The organism is Pseudazoarcus sp. NS36 (assembly GCF_059703705.1).
Genome location: NZ_BAAKJA010000003.1, coordinates 68454 through 86732 on the forward strand (window position 1 = coordinate 68454; position 18279 = coordinate 86732).

Annotated in this window: 17 protein-coding genes; 11 read left to right on the top strand and 6 right to left on the bottom strand. The window is 64.8% G+C overall.

What is annotated here, in order from left to right; genetic code table 11:
- Position 1 precedes the first annotated feature (1 nt).
- Together AC6H0R_RS05580 and AC6H0R_RS05585 are read right to left on the bottom strand one after the other, a co-directional pair.
- Positions 2 to 1378 (bottom strand): nucleoside recognition domain-containing protein, encoded by a 1377-nt coding sequence (locus tag AC6H0R_RS05580; protein WP_497580354.1) that lies wholly within the window; start codon positions 1376 to 1378, stop codon positions 2 to 4.
- Between the two features lie 69 nt (positions 1379 to 1447).
- The gene (locus AC6H0R_RS05585) at positions 1448 to 2041 is read right to left on the bottom strand and encodes a CBS domain-containing protein (protein WP_497580355.1); all 594 of its coding nucleotides are present in this window, start codon (positions 2039 to 2041) and stop codon (positions 1448 to 1450) included.
- 156 nt (positions 2042 to 2197) lie between these two features.
- On the opposite strand from AC6H0R_RS05585, the gene AC6H0R_RS05590 reads away from it, so the two are divergent.
- Positions 2198 to 3844 (top strand): ATP-binding domain-containing protein, encoded by a 1647-nt coding sequence (locus AC6H0R_RS05590; protein WP_497580356.1) that lies wholly within the window; start codon positions 2198 to 2200, stop codon positions 3842 to 3844.
- A gap of 54 nt (positions 3845 to 3898) precedes the next feature.
- Here the strand turns inward: AC6H0R_RS05590 and AC6H0R_RS05595 are convergent, their stop codons facing one another.
- Positions 3899 to 4360 carry a ProQ/FINO family protein gene (locus AC6H0R_RS05595; RefSeq protein WP_497580357.1) on the bottom strand — a complete coding sequence of 154 codons (462 nt, stop codon included), beginning with the start codon at positions 4358 to 4360 and terminating at the stop codon, positions 3899 to 3901.
- 87 nt (positions 4361 to 4447) lie between these two features.
- Positions 4448 to 5671: an Eco57I restriction-modification methylase domain-containing protein gene (locus AC6H0R_RS05600; RefSeq protein ID WP_497580358.1), complete on the bottom strand. Its 1224-nt coding sequence runs from the start codon at positions 5669 to 5671 to the stop codon at positions 4448 to 4450.
- Positions 5672 to 5979: 308 nt separating this feature from the next.
- On the opposite strand from AC6H0R_RS05600, the gene chrA reads away from it, so the two are divergent.
- On the top strand, positions 5980 to 7341 hold the full coding sequence (chrA, locus tag AC6H0R_RS05605; RefSeq protein ID WP_497580359.1) for a chromate efflux transporter: 1362 nt from the start codon (positions 5980 to 5982) through the stop codon (positions 7339 to 7341).
- Between the two features lie 110 nt (positions 7342 to 7451).
- On the opposite strand, the gene AC6H0R_RS05610 is transcribed toward chrA, so the two are convergent.
- Positions 7452 to 7862, bottom strand: coding sequence for a hypothetical protein (locus tag AC6H0R_RS05610; protein WP_497580360.1), 411 nt, complete (start codon positions 7860 to 7862; stop codon positions 7452 to 7454).
- A 262-nt stretch (positions 7863 to 8124) separates the two neighbouring features.
- On the opposite strand from AC6H0R_RS05610, the gene trhP reads away from it, so the two are divergent.
- From trhP to metW, 9 genes are all read left to right on the top strand, one after another.
- Positions 8125 to 9519 (top strand): prephenate-dependent tRNA uridine(34) hydroxylase TrhP, encoded by a 1395-nt coding sequence (gene trhP / locus AC6H0R_RS05615; RefSeq protein ID WP_497580361.1) that lies wholly within the window; start codon positions 8125 to 8127, stop codon positions 9517 to 9519.
- A 158-nt stretch (positions 9520 to 9677) separates the two neighbouring features.
- The gene (gene trmA, locus AC6H0R_RS05620; RefSeq protein WP_497580362.1) at positions 9678 to 10778 is read left to right on the top strand and encodes a tRNA (uridine(54)-C5)-methyltransferase TrmA; all 1101 of its coding nucleotides are present in this window, start codon (positions 9678 to 9680) and stop codon (positions 10776 to 10778) included.
- A gap of 1 nt (position 10779) precedes the next feature.
- A complete protein-coding gene (locus AC6H0R_RS05625) occupies positions 10780 to 11268 on the top strand; it encodes a GNAT family N-acetyltransferase (protein ID WP_497580363.1) in 489 nt (162 codons plus the stop codon).
- Positions 11269 to 11345: 77 nt separating this feature from the next.
- Entirely contained in the window at positions 11346 to 12971 is a 1626-nt protein-coding gene (locus AC6H0R_RS05630; RefSeq protein WP_497580364.1) for an ABC-F family ATPase, read from the top strand.
- Positions 12972 to 13044: 73 nt separating this feature from the next.
- Positions 13045 to 13428: a PTS sugar transporter subunit IIA gene (locus tag AC6H0R_RS05635; protein ID WP_497580365.1), complete on the top strand. Its 384-nt coding sequence runs from the start codon at positions 13045 to 13047 to the stop codon at positions 13426 to 13428.
- Between the two features lie 7 nt (positions 13429 to 13435).
- Positions 13436 to 13705 (top strand): HPr family phosphocarrier protein, encoded by a 270-nt coding sequence (locus tag AC6H0R_RS05640; protein ID WP_497580366.1) that lies wholly within the window; start codon positions 13436 to 13438, stop codon positions 13703 to 13705.
- A 6-nt stretch (positions 13706 to 13711) separates the two neighbouring features.
- Positions 13712 to 15442 (top strand): phosphoenolpyruvate--protein phosphotransferase, encoded by a 1731-nt coding sequence (ptsP, locus tag AC6H0R_RS05645; protein WP_497580367.1) that lies wholly within the window; start codon positions 13712 to 13714, stop codon positions 15440 to 15442.
- Positions 15443 to 16071: 629 nt separating this feature from the next.
- On the top strand, positions 16072 to 17199 hold the full coding sequence (gene metX, locus AC6H0R_RS05650; protein ID WP_497580368.1) for a homoserine O-succinyltransferase MetX: 1128 nt from the start codon (positions 16072 to 16074) through the stop codon (positions 17197 to 17199).
- A complete protein-coding gene (gene metW, locus AC6H0R_RS05655) occupies positions 17196 to 17810 on the top strand; it encodes a methionine biosynthesis protein MetW (protein ID WP_497580369.1) in 615 nt (204 codons plus the stop codon). Before metX ends, metW begins: the two co-directional genes overlap by 4 nt.
- On the opposite strand, the gene AC6H0R_RS05660 is transcribed toward metW, so the two are convergent.
- Positions 17786 to 18067, bottom strand: coding sequence for a hypothetical protein (locus tag AC6H0R_RS05660; RefSeq protein WP_497580370.1), 282 nt, complete (start codon positions 18065 to 18067; stop codon positions 17786 to 17788). The genes metW and AC6H0R_RS05660 overlap by 25 nt on opposite strands.
- Between the last annotated feature and the right edge of the window lie 212 nt (positions 18068 to 18279).

Sequence of the window (18279 nt, forward strand, 5' to 3'; positions counted from 1 at the left end):
TCTAGAGGAACAGATAGCTGCAGATCGCCACCGCAGCCATCACGGCGATCACGTCTGCGGTCAGCGCCGCCGCCAGCGTGTGGCGCATACGGCGGATCTGCACCGCGCCGAAATACACCGCCAGCACGTAGAAGGTGGTTTCGGTCGAGCCCTGCAAGGTCGTCACCAGCATGCCGACGTAGCTGTCGGGGCCAATGGCCGGGTCGTTGATGATCGAGGCCATCACGCCGTAGGCGCCGGAACCCGAGAGCGGCCGCAACAGCGCCATCGGCAGCGCCTCGGCGGGCAGGCCGACCTTGCCGGTGAGAGCACCCAGCGTCGCCACCATGTAGTCCATCGCCCCGCTGGCGCGGAACATGCCGACCGCAACCAGGATGGCGACCAGATACGGAATGATGCGCAGCGCGACCTGAAAGCCGTCCTTGGCGCCGTCGACGAAGACCTCGTAGATGCGCACCCCGCGCAGCGCGCCGAACAGCAGAAAGGCCACCATCAAGCCCGGCACGATCCACGGCGAAATGGCGCGGCCATACACGATGGTGAAGGGGATCAGCGCGAACAGACCGCCCAGCGCCAGCACCGAAACCCACAGCGGGTAGCCGCCGCCGTCGTCCGGCAATGCCTCGCTTTCAGCCTCGACCCAGGGGCGGTCGACGGGAGCCGCATCGGGGTCGAGCGGCCCGACAGGGAAGAAACGTCGATACATGAACGCGGCGACAACAGCCGCGATCGTCGCGCAAATGGTCGCGAAAAGCGTAGTCGGCAGAATCGCCGCCGGGTCAGCCGAACCCGCTGCCGCGCGGATGGCGATGACGCCAGTCGGCAGCAGCGTGACGCTGGAAGTGTTGATGGCGAGGAACAGCGCCATCGAGTTGGTCGCCGTACCGGGCCGGGTATTGAGCTTGTCCAGCTCCTGCATGGCTCGGATGCCGAAAGGCGTGGCGGCGTTGCCCAAGCCCAGCGCATTGGCTGACATGTTCAGGATCATCGCGCCCATGGCCGGATGGTTGGGCGGCACTTCGGGAAACAGCCGCGTCATCAGCGGGCGGATGACCTTGGCGATGATGACCAGCAGCCCCCCCGCCTCGGCGACCTTCATCAGGCCAAGGAACAGCGTCATCACGCCGACCAGCCCCAGCGCCAGTTCCACCGAACCGGTGGCTGCGTCGATCATGCCCTTGGACAGCGCCTCCATCGGCGCAGCCGTGCCCTCAACCGGCACATGGCCGATCTGGCGCCAGGCCGCGGCACCAAAGGCAATCAGGACGATGGCGAGGAAGATGCCGTTCACCGCGCGCCCTCCGGCCAGATGGCAGAAGGGCTGCAGACGACGCGATGCGGGGGATTCAAGATGCGGCGGCTCCTGGCGGCGGGGCATGACGGGCGGAAAACAGCCGCCATGAAATCACGTCGCCCCGCCCCGCACAAGCCGCCCGGTGACGGACGCTCAGCCGTTGGCCAGCGTCTCCTCGATCTCGGCAAAGGTACGCGCCACCGACATCGGCACGACCGGCACACCCAGGCGGCGCGACAGGTCGGCCGACGAGAAGACACCGCAGATCTGAGCCAAACCGGATGCGTCACGACGCACCACCAGGGCATGCTGACGACCGTGCGCGCGCATGGTCTCGACCACGTCGCCCAAACGGGCCTTGCCCAGATCGGCTAATTCGAGCGCCTCGACGGCATCGGCCGGCGTCATGATGTCCTGCACCCGGATCTCGTCGTGGTGCACGCCACGCTCACGCACGATCTGCATGGGCTTTTCGCCAAGCAGATCGTTGCTGGTGACGAGGCCGACCACATCCCCCGCGTGATCAACCGCAAACAGCATGCGCACGCGGCGTTCGAGCATGCGCACGTGCGCCGCCTCGACGAACTCGTCGGCGCGAACGGTAACTGCAGTGATGCGGGTCAGATCCGTCATTGCCGACAGCGCCGGCTCGGCCAGCAGGCGTTCCAACGGTTGCGCCGCAGGGGCAGGTACGAGCGGCACCTTACCGGCAAGCGTCGTGGCAGAAAGGGCGTGAAACTGGGTCATGGTGGCTCCTCCTTGTGAGGTGCGAGTGATGCACCGAGCATGAGTCGCACCGATGTTTTCACTATGGGCGCCACACCAGCCCGACGCAAGCCGGCAGACACGCGCGTCCGGCCGCTTCGCGTACCATGCGGACATCCGCGACCACGGCTTCCGACCATGCCCCGCATCCACCCCGAAGGATGGCGCCAGATTCCCGCCAGCGGCGCGCTGGCGCGCAAGCTCGACACCCTGGCCGAGCTGGAAGACGGCCTGCCCGATGGCTTCACCGTATTCCACGGCATCCACTGGACGCGCGCCGAGCACGAGCAACTGCTGTTCGGCGCCATCGATTTCGCAGTGGTGGGCCCGTCCGGCCGGGTATTGCTGATCGAGCAGGTCGCCGGCTTTCTCGACGAAACGCCCGAAGGTCTGGTCAAACGTCACATCCGCGCACGCCACAACATCAGCGTTGAACTGGCGCGCACCGCCGACCACCTGCGCGCACGGCTCAAGACCAACCTCGACGGCATGGAGCCGGTGCTCGACCTGCTGCTGTTCTGCCCGGACTTCACGGTGCGCGACCCCGGCAGTGCCGGCATCGACCCGAGCCGCATCGTCGACGCCGCAAAACGTGACCAGCTCGCCAACACGGTACGCACCCTGCTGGCCAGCGATGAAGCCGAACCGGCTGTGGTGGCGCGCATCAACCGCTTCTTTGCTGACGAACTCCAGCTCGTGCCCGACACCAGCGCACTGGTGGGTCAGGCCACAACGCTCTACACACGCCTGGCCGGCGGGCTGGCCGAATGGGGCCGGCGCATCGAGATGCAGCCGCACCGTTTGCGCGTCACCGGCACCGCCGGCAGCGGCAAGACGCAGCTCGCGCTGGCCGTGCTGGCCGATGCCGTGGCGGCCGGGCGGCGCGCGCTCTACGTCTGCTACAACCGCCCGCTGGCCGATCACATCTCGCGCATTGCGCCCACCGGCACCGAAGTCACCACCTATCACCAGCTGTGCGACCGCATGCTCAGCGCCGCCGGCAAACGCCCGAGCTTTGGCCGCCCCGACTCTTTCGCGCGCATGGAACGCGACTTTGCCGCGCTGGCCGTGGAGCCGCGCTTTGACGAACTCATCGTCGATGAAGGTCAGGATTTCGCCGAGGAATGGCGCGACGCGCTGCTGCGCCTGCTCACGCCCGAGGGCCGCGCCTGGTGGCTCGAAGACCCGATGCAGAATCTCTACGAGCGGCCCGAGGTCGCGCTGCCGGGTTGGGTGCGGCTCACCAGCGAGCGCAACTTCCGCAGCCCTTCGGACATCGTCACGCTGCTCAACCGCAAGCTTGTGAACGAGCGCCCGATGGAAGCCGGCAGCCCGCTGGCCGGTTCGGAAGTGGAGATTTCGGTGTGGAACAACGAAGCCGAGATGATGGAGCGCACGCGCCGCGCCATCACCCGCGCCATCGGCCTCGGCTTCCGGCGCGAGCACATCGCGCTGATCACCTTCCGCGGCCGTGAGAACTCACGCTTCACCGGGCTGGAACGCCTCGGCCAGCACAGCCTGCGCGCCTCGACCGGGCGCTACGATCTGCTCGGCTCGCCGGAATTCACAGCGGGGGATTTCCTCATCGACTCGGTGCACCGCTTCAAGGGCCAGGCCGCGCCCTGCGTGATCCTCACCGAGATCGACTTCACAACGCTGGACGTGCGCACGCAGCGCAAACTCTTCGTCGGCGCAACGCGGGCGGGGATGAAGCTGATGATGGTGATGTCGCAGCGGGCGGCAAAGCTGCTGGAACTGAGCGCCAGCGAAGGGCCGGCTACGTGACTCGCAGGTCAGACAAGCGCCGCAAGGCGGCTTCTCTGGCCTGCGCCTGCTAACTCAGCGCTTCGAGAACTTCCCGACCAGCTGATTGAGGCGCTCGGCCTTGCGCTGCTCGGCCTGTTCCTCACGTTCGCGTTCCTGCTGTTGCTGCTGCTCGTCGCGCTTGCGCTTGGCCGCGGCGGCAAAGCGATCCTTCAGCGTCTGCGAGGCGTGGCTGCGGTGCTCTTCGGTGATTTCGCCGTCCACCTTGCCATCGAGGTCGAAACGCTCGGTGGCTTTCTCAACCGCCTTCAGATAACGCGTGGAGCTCACGTGCATGCGCATCGCGGTGCGCACCGTCTTGCGGTCGAACTCGGGGAAGCGCGCGTGGATGGCCTTGTCGATGCCAAGCGCCAGCGGCTTGCAGTCGCGGAAGGTCGGCGACGCCTCTTGCAGGCGGCGCAACACTTCACGCGGTTCTATACCGGCAGCCTTGGGGGCCTCGGTGGCGGGTTCTTCGCTGGGGATCTCGGATTCCATCGGCTCTACAGGCAGCAGTTTCGGACGCGGCGCAATCATCGCACGAATCGGCGGGCGTCGCTCAGACAGGCAGGGTTGGCAGGGCCATCAGGCTACGTTGCGTTGTACGGAAGTCGCCACCGCGCCCAGGCTCACTTGCTGCGGGCGGCGCAATTCGTTGAAGACCTCGGGCAACAACAGGGAAGCGAGGCTGCGCTGCGTGAACAGAAAACGCCCGTCCACCACAAAGCCCAGCTCCGCCCACGGCACGGCCGTGTTCAGCAATTCAACTGCCCGCGCCATGTCCATGCCTTCCACCTTGGGAAACAGCGCCAGAATGGAGCCGTCGTAGGCCTCGCAGTCGTGCGTGAAGAAGGGCGCCGGGCGGCGCGTGCGGCTGTTCACGTAGATGCGCTGGCGGCCCGGCGCGTCGTGGAAGGTCCGGCCCCACATCCACCAGTTGGTCTCGTCAAAGTGGCGCACACGCCTCGCCAGCAGTCGGGCCTTGTGCCGCTTCAATGACGGGTGGCGCAGGTTGTAGAGCATGCGCCGGGTTTCATTGGTGTCGATGGTCCGGGAGCAGACGAACTCGACATTGCCCTGCCGGTGCTCGAACACCGCATCGGCCCCCGACACCGCACCCACCTTGACCATGAACAAGGACGACAGCGGCACGCTCAGCTCGGTGGACGAGAAGATCAGCTGCCCGTCCATCTCGACGAAGCGGCGCGTTTGCCAGTCGCCACTCCACTCGCGGTACAGCGTCTTGCGCGTGAAGTTGCCCAGCTCGAAGCGGAAGATCGCGCAGTTGGGCACCGCGCCGTCAAAGATGCGGTGATCGCCGGTCTCGATCCAGTGCGTGATGGTGCCCAGCTCGAACAGCCGGCGGTTGAGCTTGCGCGCCGAGGTGAGCTTGATGAACTCGCGCGGCACGATGAACACCAGTTCGCCACCCGGCTTCAGATGCCGCACCGCCTTCTCGATGAAGAACAGCGCGAGGTTGCTGCGCGCGTCGAAGAGCGTGCCATCGAGCAGCCGCTTGGTCGCATCGCCGATGTCCTGGAAGCGCACATAGGGCGGATTGCCGATCACGGTGTCGAACTGCTCACTGTCCGGGTAGGCGAAGAAATCCATCACCTGCGCGCCGGCCGGCGCCACACGAGCGTCGAACTCGATAGCCACACAGCCCGGAATCCGCCGCGAGAACGCGCCGTCACCGCAACTCGGCTCCAACGTGCGGCCCTTGCGCTCGCAGAGGGAAAGCATCTGCTGCACGACCAAATCGGGCGTGAACACCTGGCCGAGCTTTCCGACGTCGAGCTGCTTCTTCAAACCCTCTCTCCTTCCTGCTGACGTGGCCCATCGTCCCGTCAGCGAATCCGTGCCGGAACTTTAGCACCGCGCGATTGCGCACCGGTCGCAGCAACCGGGAAAATTGCGGCGCGGATGGCAGCCGACCGCGAAGCCGGGTACCTTGCGCACTCAGCCTCAGTAGGGCGCAATAACCGAAGGGCATTGCGCCGCATGCGCCCGTGCAAACTGCGCCTCATGGCATGCCCGGATCATCCGGCGGATTACGCTTCGCTAATCCGCCCTACGCAAACTGTATCGATCCCGATCTTCCGACTGCGAGCCTCACGATGACCGAACCGCACGCTGCCCCGAACGCGCCCGACGAGAACGCGGCTCCGGCCCACCCGAGCTTCTACGAAGCCTTCCTGTGGTGGCTCAAGCTCGGCTTCATCAGCTTCGGCGGGCCGGCCGGGCAGATTTCGATCATGCATCAGGAGCTGGTCGAAAAACGCCGCTGGATCTCGGAGCGGCGCTTTCTGCACGCGCTCAACTACTGCATGGTGCTGCCCGGCCCTGAGGCGCAGCAGCTGGCCATCTACATCGGCTGGCTGTTGCACCGCACCTGGGGCGGCATCGTGGCGGGGGCGCTGTTCGTGCTGCCGTCGCTGTTCATTCTGGCGGGGCTGACCTGGGTGTATCTGGCCTATGGCGATGTGCCGCTGGTGCAGGGCATCTTTGCCGGCATCAAGCCGGCGGTGGTGGCCATCGTGCTGTTCGCCGCCTGGCGCATTGGCAGCCGCGCGCTCAAGAACGAGGTGATGTGGGGCATCGCCGCTTTGTCGTTCGTCGCGATCTTCGTGTTCCGCATTCCCTTCCCGTTCATCGTGCTGGGAGCGGCGCTGATCGGCATGGCCGGCGGCAAGTTCCTGCCCGCCAAATTCGCCGTGGGCGGCGGACACGGCTCAGCTGACAAGAGCTTCGGCGCCGCAGTGATTGATGACAACACGCGCCTGCCGCACACGCTGTTCAACACGCTGCATCTGGCCAAGCTGCTGGGCGTGGGGCTGGTGCTGTGGGCTGTGGGCATGTGGCTGCTGCCGGCCGGCACGCTGAGCGACATCGGCGCCTTCTTCACCAAGGCCGCGCTGGTGACCTTCGGCGGCGCCTACGCGGTGCTGCCCTATGTGTATCAGGGCGGCGTGGACAGCTACGGCTGGCTCACCGGCGCACAGATGATCGACGGCCTCGCGCTGGGCGAATCCACCCCCGGCCCGCTGATCATGATCGTCGCCTTCGTCGGCTTTGTCGGCGCCTGGACGCACCAGATATTCGGCTCGGAAAACCTCTTCCTCGCCGGCTTCGTCGGCGCCAGCGTGGCGACCTTCTTCACCTTCCTGCCGTCCTTCCTGTTCATCCTGGCCGGGGGGCCGCTGGTGGAATCCACCCACGGCGATCTGAAATTCACCGCACCGCTGTCCGCCATCACGGCAGCAGTGGTGGGCGTGATCCTGAACCTCGCGCTGTTCTTCGCCTGGCACGTGCTGTGGCCGCGTGCCTCAATGGAAGCCCCCTTTGCGGGCGGCTTCGAGTGGTTCCCGGCCGTGGTGGCCGTTGCCGCCTTCATCGCGCTGTGGAAGTTCAAGCAGGACATCCTGCGCGTGCTGGGGGTTTGTGCGGTGTTGGGGTTGGGGTGGACGTTGGTGGGGTGAGGCTGGCTGGGGAAAACGTGGTCTGTCCCCTATTTGTGCTATTTGTGTCCCCTATTTGCTAATTTTGAAAGAAGTGGGGATCCGAAATTACGAAATTCGTAGCCGCTCTTCTAAAATTTTTGGCACGTAAACTGTTCTACAGCAAGGCTATCTTTATATTTTGCTCCTGGAGCAACTGCGCCAAAAAGATTAGCCACTCCGCCTGTTTTAAGATTTTCGTCAAAAACTAGAAAGCTTCCACCCCCGACACCAGTGCAAGTTAAAAAGTTTTTCTGAGAAATAATATTGGCATTCTTTGTGCAGGTATATGAAAGGTCTAGAGCTTGATCTGATTCTCTGTATTCAAGCCTCTCTCCATTCCCGTGAATTTTTATGAGTACATTATTCTTTACGAAATTGGTCAATTCCCACCTCGCACCATCCCAATTAAAGCCACCCGATACATTCATAACACAACCATACTGTCCATCTGAATTTGCATTAAATGAAATGATTAAAAGTAGGTAGGCATATTTATTCATTTTGATCGATCCTATTTTGCAGACCGCGTAGGGCGCAATTACCGAAGGGCATTGCGCCGTATTAAACGAACATCCGGCGGATTACGCTGCGCTAATCCGCCCTACAAAAACAACTACCCCGATTCAAGCACGAATGCATGGAAAGCAAAACATTCCATGACAACCCAATCCGTGACTTCCTGACCACTCAGCGCACAAAGCAAAGCCGACAAGTAGCTTCCGGTAGAATTACGCCCCTTCCCCCCGCTCCACCGAGAACCCCATGCCCTCCCGCTTCAACCCCGAACTGCTCGCGCCTGCCGGTTCGCTCGACATGATGCGCACCGCATTTGCCTATGGCGCTGACGCCGTGTATGCCGGCCAGCCGCGCTATTCGCTGCGGGTGCGCAACAACAGCTTCGACAAGGTGGAGGCGCTGGCCACGGGCATCAACGAGGCGCACGCGCTGGGCAAGGCCTTCCACCTGGTGGCGAACATCAGCCCGCACAACAGCAAGGTGCGCACGTATCTGCGGGACATGGAGGACGTGATTGCGCTGGGGCCGGACGCGCTGATCATGGCGGACCCGGGGCTGATCATGATGACGCGCGAGCGCTGGCCGGACATGCCCATCCACCTGTCGGTGCAGGCCAACACCACCAATTACGCCAGCGTGCGTTTCTGGCAGAGCCTGGGGGTGAAGCGCATCATCCTGTCGCGCGAGTTGTCGCTGGATGAGGTGGCGGAGATTCGGCAGGAATGCCCGGACATGGAGCTGGAAGTGTTCGTGCATGGCGCGCTGTGCATTGCGTACTCGGGCCGCTGCCTGCTGTCGGGCTATTTCAACCACCGCGACCCCAACCAGGGCAGTTGCACCAATTCGTGCCGCTGGGATTACCGCATGCACGAGGGCGCGGAGAACGGCGCGGGGGATGTGGTGGCGAGCAACGCCATGCCCATCGGCAACCCCAAGGATGCCGGGGCGGTGGGCACGGCGACGCGGCCGATGGCAGTGACGACGGCGCTGGGCGGCGGGCCGCGCCACATCGGCGGCAGCAAGACCTGGCTGCTGGAAGAGGGCACCCGCCCCGGTGAGCTGATGCCCATCGAGGAGGACGAGCACGGCACCTACATCCTCAACTCCAAGGACCTGCGCGCCATCGAGCACATTGGCCGGCTGGTGGAGATCGGCGTGGATTCGCTGAAGATCGAGGGCCGCACCAAGAGCCCGTATTACGTGGCGCGCGCCGCGCAGAGCTACCGCCGTGCAATTGACGACGCGGTGGCCGGCCGGCCGTTTGACCCAGGCCTGCTCGGCGCGCTTGAAGGCCTGGCCAACCGTGGCTACACCGACGGCTTCTACCAGCGTCACAGCACGCCAGACCACCAGAACTACCTGCGCGGCCATTCGGAATCCGGCCGCAGCCTGCTGGTGGGCGAGGTCACCGGCTTTGACACCGAGCGGGGCCTGGCCCAGGTCGAGGTCAAGAACGGCTTCGGGCTCGGCGACCGGCTGGAGTTCGTGACGCCGGCGGGCAACTTTGACGTGGTGGCCGAGCGCATCGAGAACGCGGCGGGCGAAGCCATGGAACGCATTCCGGGCAGCGGACGCACGGTGTGGCTGCCGTTGCCGGAAGGTGCGCCGCAGGGCGAGTGCTTCGTCGCGCGCTTTGTGTAAGACAGCACGGATGGCTTGGCCGCGCGCCATGGTGAGCGCGGCGTGGCCATCCCGCTTCTGACGGCTACGCCGATTCCAGACGAATCCCCGAATACCCGGCGTACTCGGCCGGTGCGCACGGTACAGTCTCAACCCTTGTCTCACGCCCCCGGTTTCAAATGTCCCTGCCCAATACCCTGATGTCGGCCGAAGCCTACGAAGCGCAACTTGAAGCCAAGCTGGCGCGCTATCGCGCCGACTTTGCGCCGCTCGGGCTGCCGGAGCCGGAGGTGTTTCGCTCAACGCCCACCGAATACCGCCTGCGGGCGGAGTTCCGCCTGTGGCACCACGACGAGCGCGTGGATTACGCGATGTTCGACGCCGCCAACCCCAGGCAGCCGGTGGTTGTCGATGATTTTCCGGCCGCTGCAGCGTCGATTCGCGCGGCCATGCCGGGCCTGCGCGATGCGCTGATGGCCAACGAGTTGCTGCGCAAGCGCGTGTTTCAGGTGGAGTTTCTCGCCACGCTGTCGGGCGAGCTGCTGATCAGCCTCGTGTATCACCGCAAGCTCGACGAAGCGTGGGAAGCCGCCGCGCGCCCGCTGGCCGCGCAACTGAACGCGCAGATCATCGGCCGCAGCAAGGGCCAGAAGGTGGTGCTGGAGCGCGACTGGCTGCTTGAAGAGCTGGAAGTCGACGGCCTGCGGCTGCGCTACCAGCAGATCGAAGGCAGCTTCACCCAGCCCAACGGCGAGGTGAACCGCCAGATGCTTGGCTGGGCGCGCGCGCAGTGTGCCAAGGCCGGCGGCGATCTGCTGGAGCTGTATTGCGGCAACGGCAACTTCACGTTTGCGCTGGCGCCGCTGTTCGAGCGCGTGCTGGCCACCGAGCTGTCGAAATCGTCGGTGAAGGCCGCGCTGTACAACATCGAAGCCAACGGCACCGACAACATCACGCTGCTGCGCATGTCGAGCGAAGAGCTGAGCGATGCCATGGCCGGCGGGCGCGAGTACCGCCGCCTGCAGGGCATCGACCTGGCGTCCTACCGCTTCTCCACGCTGTTCGTCGACCCGCCGCGCAGCGGTCTGGACCCGGCCACGCTGGCCATGGCGGCAGAGTTCGACCGCGTGCTGTACATCTCGTGCAACCCCACCACGCTGCGCGAAAACGCCGAGGCGCTGAGCGCCACGCACAGCATTGCGGCGGCAGCGGCCTTCGACCAGTTTCCCTACACGCATCACCTGGAATGCGGCCTGCTGCTGAAGCGCCGGGACGCGTGAGATGAACGGGGCCGTGCGCATCATCGCAACCGATCTGCACGACCCGGCCCACGCAGCGGCCTGGGTGGCGCTGCTCGATGCCTACGCGCGCGACCCCATGGGCGGCGGCACGGGCCTGCCCGACGCGGTGCGCGCGGCGCTGCCGCAACGGCTCGCCGGCCGCGCAGGCTTTGTTTCCTTTCTGGCCTTTGACGGCGACGAGGCGGTGGGGCTGATCAACTGCTTCGAGGGCTTCTCGACCTTTACCGCGCAGCCGCTGCTCAACGTGCACGATATCGCCGTGCTGCCCACCCACCGCCGCCGTGGCATCGCCCGTACCCTGCTCTCTGCGGCAGAGGAAGCCGCCCGCCAGCGGGGCTGCTGCAAGCTCACGCTGGAAGTGCTCTCCAGCAACCACGCGGCCATGTCCGCCTACGTGCAGCAGGGTTTCGCGCCGTATGAGCTGGACCCGGCAGCGGGGCAGGCGGTGTTGCTGCAGAAGTGGTTGTAAGCGGGAAGGGCCTGCGGTGAGCAGGCCGCGTAGGCTATAATCCCGCCCTTTCTTTTGCTTCAAAAACAGGATCTTCCGTGCTCGTCGCCGCCAACATCACCATGCAGTTCGGGGCCAAGCCCCTTTTTGAAAACGTCTCCGTCAAATTCGGCGATGGCAACCGCTACGGCCTGATCGGGGCCAACGGAGCGGGCAAGTCGACCTTCATGAAGATCCTGTGCGGCGCGCTCGAGGCGAGCGGCGGCAACGTCTCCAAGGAGCCGATGGAGCGCATGGCCTATCTGCGCCAGGATCAGTTCGCGTACGAAGACAAGCGCGTGCTCGACGTGGTGATGATGGGCCACGAAGAGCTGTGGGCCGCCATCCAGGAACGCGACGCGATCTACGCCAACCCGGAAGCCACCGAAGACGACTACATGCACGCCGCCGAGCTGGAAGGCAAGGTTGGCGAGTACGACGGCTATACCGCCGAGGCGCGCGCCGGCGAACTGCTGCTGGGCGTGGGCATTGCCACCGAACTGCACGACGGGCCGATGAGCGAAGTGGCGCCGGGCTGGAAACTGCGCGTGCTGCTGTGCCAGGCGCTGTTTGCCAACCCGGACATCCTGCTGCTGGACGAGCCGACCAACAACCTCGACATCAACACCATCCGCTGGCTGGAAGACGTACTCAACAACCGTGACAGCACGATGGTGATCATCTCGCACGACCGCCACTTCCTGAACCAGGTGTGCACGCACATGGCCGACCTGGATTACGGCACGATCACCGTGTACGCCGGCAACTACGACGACTACATGGAAGCCTCGGTGATGGCGCGCCAGCGCCAGCAGGCGGCCAACGCCCGCGCCAAGGAAAAGATCTCCGACCTGCAGGACTTCGTGCGCCGCTTCTCGGCCAACAAATCCAAGGCCAAGCAGGCCACCAGCCGCCTCAAGCTGATCGACAAGCTCAAGCCGGAAGACGTGAAGCCGTCTTCGCGCCAGTACCCGTTCATCCGCTTCGAGTACGACGACAAGGACAAGCTGCACCGCCTGGCCTGCGAGATCGAGAACATCACCTTTGCCTACGAGGGCATGGAAAAGCCGCTGTTCAAGGGCTTCAGCATGCCGATCGAGGCCGGCGAGAAGATTGCCATCATCGGTGAGAACGGCGTCGGCAAGACCACGCTGCTCAAGCTGCTGATGGGCGAGCTGACGCCGCAGAAGGGCCAGATCAAGTGGGCCGAAAAGGCCAACCCCGGCTACTACGCGCAGGACCACTCGGCGGACTTCGCCAAGGACGTGAACCTGACCGACTGGATTGCCGAGTATTCGCGCATCACCGCGGCCGCCACCGGCGAAGACAACGAAACCCTGATGCGCGGCACGCTGGGCCGGCTGCTGTTCTCGGGCGACGACGTGAAGAAGTCGGTGAAGGTGATCTCGGGTGGCGAACAGGGCCGCATGCTGTTCGGCAAGCTGATGCTGTCGCGCCCCAACGTGCTGATCATGGACGAGCCGACCAACCACCTCGACATGGAATCCATCGAGTCGCTGAACACCTCGCTCGACAAATTCCCCGGCACCTTCGTGTTCGTATCGCACGACCGCGAATTCGTGTCGTCGCTGGCCACGCGCATCCTCGAGATCAAGCTCGACGGCACCCTCATCGACTACCGCGGCAGCTACGAGGAATACCTCGCCAGCCAGGGCCTGGACTGATGCGGTGATCGCGGGCCGGCATGCACCGTGCGTGCGCCGACCCGCGCTCTCTGCACTCCGCTAGAATCTGCGCATGATCGGCATCTTCCTCATCACCCACGGCACGCTCGGCGAATCGCTGATCCAGTGCGTGAGCCACGTGCTCAACAAGCGCCCGGTGCAGATCGTGCAACTCGGCGTCAGCGGGCAGGACGACCCGCTCGACCTGTTGCCGGTGGCGCGCCGCATGCTCGACTGGGTGGATTCCGGCGACGGCGTGCTGGTGCTCACCGACATCTTCGGCGCCACGCCTTCCAACATTGCCAGCAAGCTGCTCGAACCGGGTCGTGTCGAAGGCCTCGCAGGAGTGAACCTGCCGATGCTGATGCGCGCACTGACCTATCGCGAACGAGACATGAACACGCTGATCCAGCGCGCCATCAGCGGCGGCTGTGACGGCGTACTCCACATCAAGTGAGGCCCTGATGCCGCGCAAGGAACTGGAAATCATCAACAAGCTGGGCCTGCACGCGCGCGCCTCGGCCAAACTCACCCAGACCGCCAGCCAGTTCCGCAGCGAAGTGTGGATGGAGCGCAACGGCCGGCGCGTGAACGCCAAGAGCATCATGGGCGTGATGATGCTGGCCGCCGCCAAGGGCACGACGGTGATCGTAGACATCGAAGGCCCGGACGCTGACGACGCCATGCAGGCCATCGAAACGCTCATTGCCGACCGCTTTGGCGAAGAGGAGTAAGCGCGCATGACCTTCACCGTCCACGGTCTGCCGGTCTCGCAGGGCATTGCCATCGGCCATGCCCATCTCATCTCGCGCGCGCTGCTGGAGGTGAATCACTACCACGTCGCCGAAAAGCACGTGGACGACGAGATGAAGCGGCTGGACGATTCGGTCGCGGCGGTGAAGCGCGAACTCAACGCACTCAAGGCCACCGCCGCCAGTTCGCAGGCGCATGGCGAGGTCGGCGCCTTTGTCGACCTGCAGCTCATCATGCTGGCCGACCCGCTGCTGGTGGACGCCGCACGCAGCGTGATCCAGGAACGCCGCTGCAACGCCGAGTGGGCGATGGTGCAGCAGATGGACCACCTCGTCGCACAGTTCGAGCAGATCGAGGACGCCTACCTGCGCGAGCGCAAGGCCGACGTGGTGCAGGTGGTCGAACGCGTGGTCAAGGATCTGGTCGGCCACCCCGGCCACCTGCCGCCCAAGCGCCGCGACGGGCTCGGCACCATCGTCGTCGCACACGACCTGTCGCCGGCCGACACCATCGGCTTTCGCGATCACAACATCGCCGGTTTCCTGACCGACATCGGCGGCCCGACCAGCCACACCGCCATCGTCGCGCGCACGCTGTCGATTCCGGCCGTGGTCGGCCTGCACCGCATCCGCGATCTGGTCGAAGAAAACGAACTGATCATCATCGACGGCACGCTGGGCATCGTCATCGTCGATCCGGACGAGGCCATTGTCGAGGCCTACCGGCTGCGCCGCACCGAGCTGGAGGTCAAGCGCTCGCGCCTCAAGCTGCTGCGCGACACCCCCGCCAACACGCTCGACGGCCGCTTCATCTCCCTGCTCGGCAACATCGAAGGGCCGGGTGACGTGGCGCAGATCAAGTCGGTCAACGCCGACGGCGTCGGCCTGTACCGCACCGAATTCCTGTTCATGGGCCGCGAGGACCTGCCCGGCGAAGACGAGCAGTTCGAGGCCTACCGCGCCGTCGTCAAGCCGCTGGCCGGCAAGCCGGTGACCATCCGCACCTTCGACATCGGCGCCGACAAGATGCTGTCGATCGGCCATCAGCGCGAAGAACCCAACCCCGCGCTGGGCCTGCGCGCAGTGCGCTTCTCGCTGTCCGAACCCCAGATGTTCCGCACCCAGCTGCGCGCACTGCTGCGCGCCTCAGCCTACGGCAAGCTGCGCATCATGATCCCGATGATCTCGCACGTGCAGGAGCTGGAGCAGGCGCTGACCATGCTCGCGCTGGCACGCGAGGAACTGAAGGCGGCCAAGCAGAAGTTCGATGAGTCCATCGACATCGGCGCGATGATCGAGGTGCCGGCCGCCGCGCTGGCCATCGGCATGTTCAAGAAGCGCGTGTCCTTCCTGTCGCTCGGCACCAACGATCTGATCCAGTACACGCTGGCCATCGACCGCACCGACGACGCCGTGGTGCATCTGTACGACCCGCTGCACCCCGCCGTGCTCAAGCTCATCAACGGCACCATCCAGGCCGGCGCGCGCTACGGCATGTCGGTGTCAGTATGCGGCGAAATGGCCGGCGACCCGACCTACACCCGACTGCTGCTCGGCATGGGCCTGCGCGAGTTCTCGATGCACCCGGCCAACGTGCTGGAGATCAAGCAGCAACTGCTGCACGCCGACTACTCGGAGCTGGCGCCACGTGTGCAACGCATCCTGCGCATGGATGAGCCGGCGCGGGTGCATGAAGCAGCGCTGAAGCTCGCGGGCTGAAGCCCCGCCGTCTCGGCCCTTCGGGCTTCCCTCGCTCCGGGCGGTTTAACCGGCCGGTCCTGAACTCGCTGCGCTCAGACAGCAGGACCGGACTGCCCCGGCGAAACCACCCTGCACTCGGCGAGCCAGAGGGGATGAGGGTGCCAGTCCGACCGTAGGGCGCAATAAGCGAAGCGCATTGCGCCGGATGGGCAGCGAGAACCGCACGGCTGTTCTGGAGAGCATCCCCCCTTCTGAGCCGCTGAGCGAAGAGCGCTCACGGCGGGGCCTTCCGGCCTTGCTGTCTGAGCGCAGCGAGTTCGCAAGGCCGGCCGCCGGGAGTCCTCGTAGCGAAGGGACCCCGAAGGGGCGGTGAGGAGGGCACGTTTCTTTGCTTCCTTTCTTGTCGTGCAACAAGAAAGGAAGTCGCCCGCCGGGGCGAACTCCCGGCCAACGCACGCCAACCATCAGCGTTGCCGCAACGAACCGGCAAGGCGCTGAAATTGACTTTCCACTCTCACCGCGATAACTTCGCGCCCTGATAGCGCCGATTTGAACTACAGCTTGCGGGCGCTCAATAAATACGGCTAAAGCGAGGGCAACCCTGTCCGCGTTTATGAGCCGACAGGGTTTTATTTTTTCCAGACACCATGATCCAGCCTCAATCGGTCGGCATCGTCACCCCACAGCGGGCGGTCTTCAATGAACCGCTGCCGCTCAAGTGCGGCGCAGTGCTGCCAGCCTACGAACTCGTCTACGAGACCTACGGCGAACTCAACGCCGACCGCAGCAATGCGGTGCTGGTCTGTCACGCACTCTCCGGATCGCATCACGTTGCCGGCCATTACGCCGACGATCCCGGCAGTATCGGCTGGTGGGACAACCTCGTCGGGCCGGGCAAGCCGCTCGATACACGGCACTTCTTCGTCATCGGGGTGAACAACCTCGGCGGCTGCTTCGGCAGCACCGGGCCGGCCTCGATCAACCCGGCCACGGGCCGCCACTGGGGCGCCGACTTTCCGTTCATCACGGTCGAGGACTGGGTCACGACGCAGGCGCGGCTGGCCGACCAGCTCGGCATCGAGCGCTTTGCGGCAGTGGTGGGCGGCAGCCTGGGCGGCATGCAGGCCATCTCGTGGGCGCTGCAGTATCCGGAGCGCGTGGCCAATGTGGCAGCCATCGCCTCGGCGTCCAAGCTGACGGCGCAGAACATTGCCTTCAACGAGGTGGCCCGCCAGGCCATCCTGACCGACCCGGATTTTCACGGCGGCAACTTCTACGAACACGGCCTGGTGCCGGCGCGCGGGCTGCGGCTGGCGCGCATGATCGGCCACATCACCTATCTGTCGGATGATTCGCTGGCCGAGAAATTCGGCCGCGTGCTGCGCCACGGCAAAGCCATCTACAGCTACGACGTGGAGTTCGAGATCGAGTCCTACCTGCGCTATCAGGGCGACAAGTTCTCGAAGGTGTTCGACGCCAATACCTATCTGCTGACCACCAAGGCGCTCGATTACTTTGACCCGGCCTTCGAGCACGGCGGCAATCTGGCCGCGGCCATGGCGCGCTGCACGGCGGACTTTCTGGTGGTGTCGTTTTCGACCGACTGGCGTTTCTCGCCCGAGCGTTCGCGCGAGATCGTCTATTCGCTGCTGCACAACCGGCGCAACGTGAGCTATGCCGAGATCGAGAGCGGCGCCGGTCACGACGCCTTCCTGCTCGACGATGCGCACTACCATGCGGTGCTGCGCAGCTACTTCGAACGGATGCGCAAATGAGCCCGACCTATCGCTACGACTATGACGTCATCGCCGGCTGGATTGCCCCCGGCGAGAAGGTGCTCGACCTGGGATGCGGCGACGGCAGTCTGCTGCGCCGTCTGATGGACGAGCGCGGCGTGCAGGGCTGGGGCGTGGAGAACGATCCGGCCAATCTGGTGGCCTGCCTGAAAAACGGTATCAACGTGATCCAGGTCGACCTCGAAAAAGGCCTGGCCGGCTTCGAGGACGGTTTCTTCGACCACGTCATCATGAGCCTGTCGCTGCAGACCATCCACAACACGCAGGGCATTCTCGACGAGATGCTGCGAGTCGCGCGCGAGGCGGTGGTGAGCTTTCCGAACTTCGGCTACCGCAGCCATCGCGAAAGCATCGGCGCCGGCCACATGCCGGTGTCCGATAGTCTGCCGCACCAGTGGTTCAACACACCCAACGTGCGCTTCTTCACGATTGCCGACTTCGAGTCGCTGTGCCGGATCAGCGGCATCGTGGTGCGCGAGCGTCTCGCTTTCGACGACGGTCAGCGCATCGACGACGACGCCAACCTCAACGCCAGCATGGCGGTGTATCGCCTCGGCCGCGACACTCAGGACAAGCTGCGCACGGCGTAAGCCGCTACATCCACTTCCAGCGCAGCCGCCTCTTGCAGGCGCAAGGCGCTGACCGCGTAGCGGTCGCGCCATGCGCCGGATTGCGCAAAAGCGGCCTCGCCAGCCGCCCTCGCCACCCCCAGCAACAGATCTGCCGGCAGCAGCTTGCCCATCGGGTTCGACGGCTCGCAGCCGGCCTCCTCGAACTGCCGCCCCAGCCACGCACGCGCCTCATCAACAGCCATTGCCGCGAACGCGGGCTCGGCAACCGTCAGCACGTACGCGTGCCCCTCTCCGAACAAAACCGAAAGCCTGCGCATCATCCCTCACACCCGACCCTGAAGCTGGCCGATGATTGTGTGCTTCCGGGTCGAGCCGATCAAGGGCTGCCCTCATTCGGGCCCCAGTGTGCACACAGCCACGCTTTGCCGGCACAAATCCTTGTATTCAAAACACATGGCCGCCAGAATCGCGCCCTGTATGTGCCCGC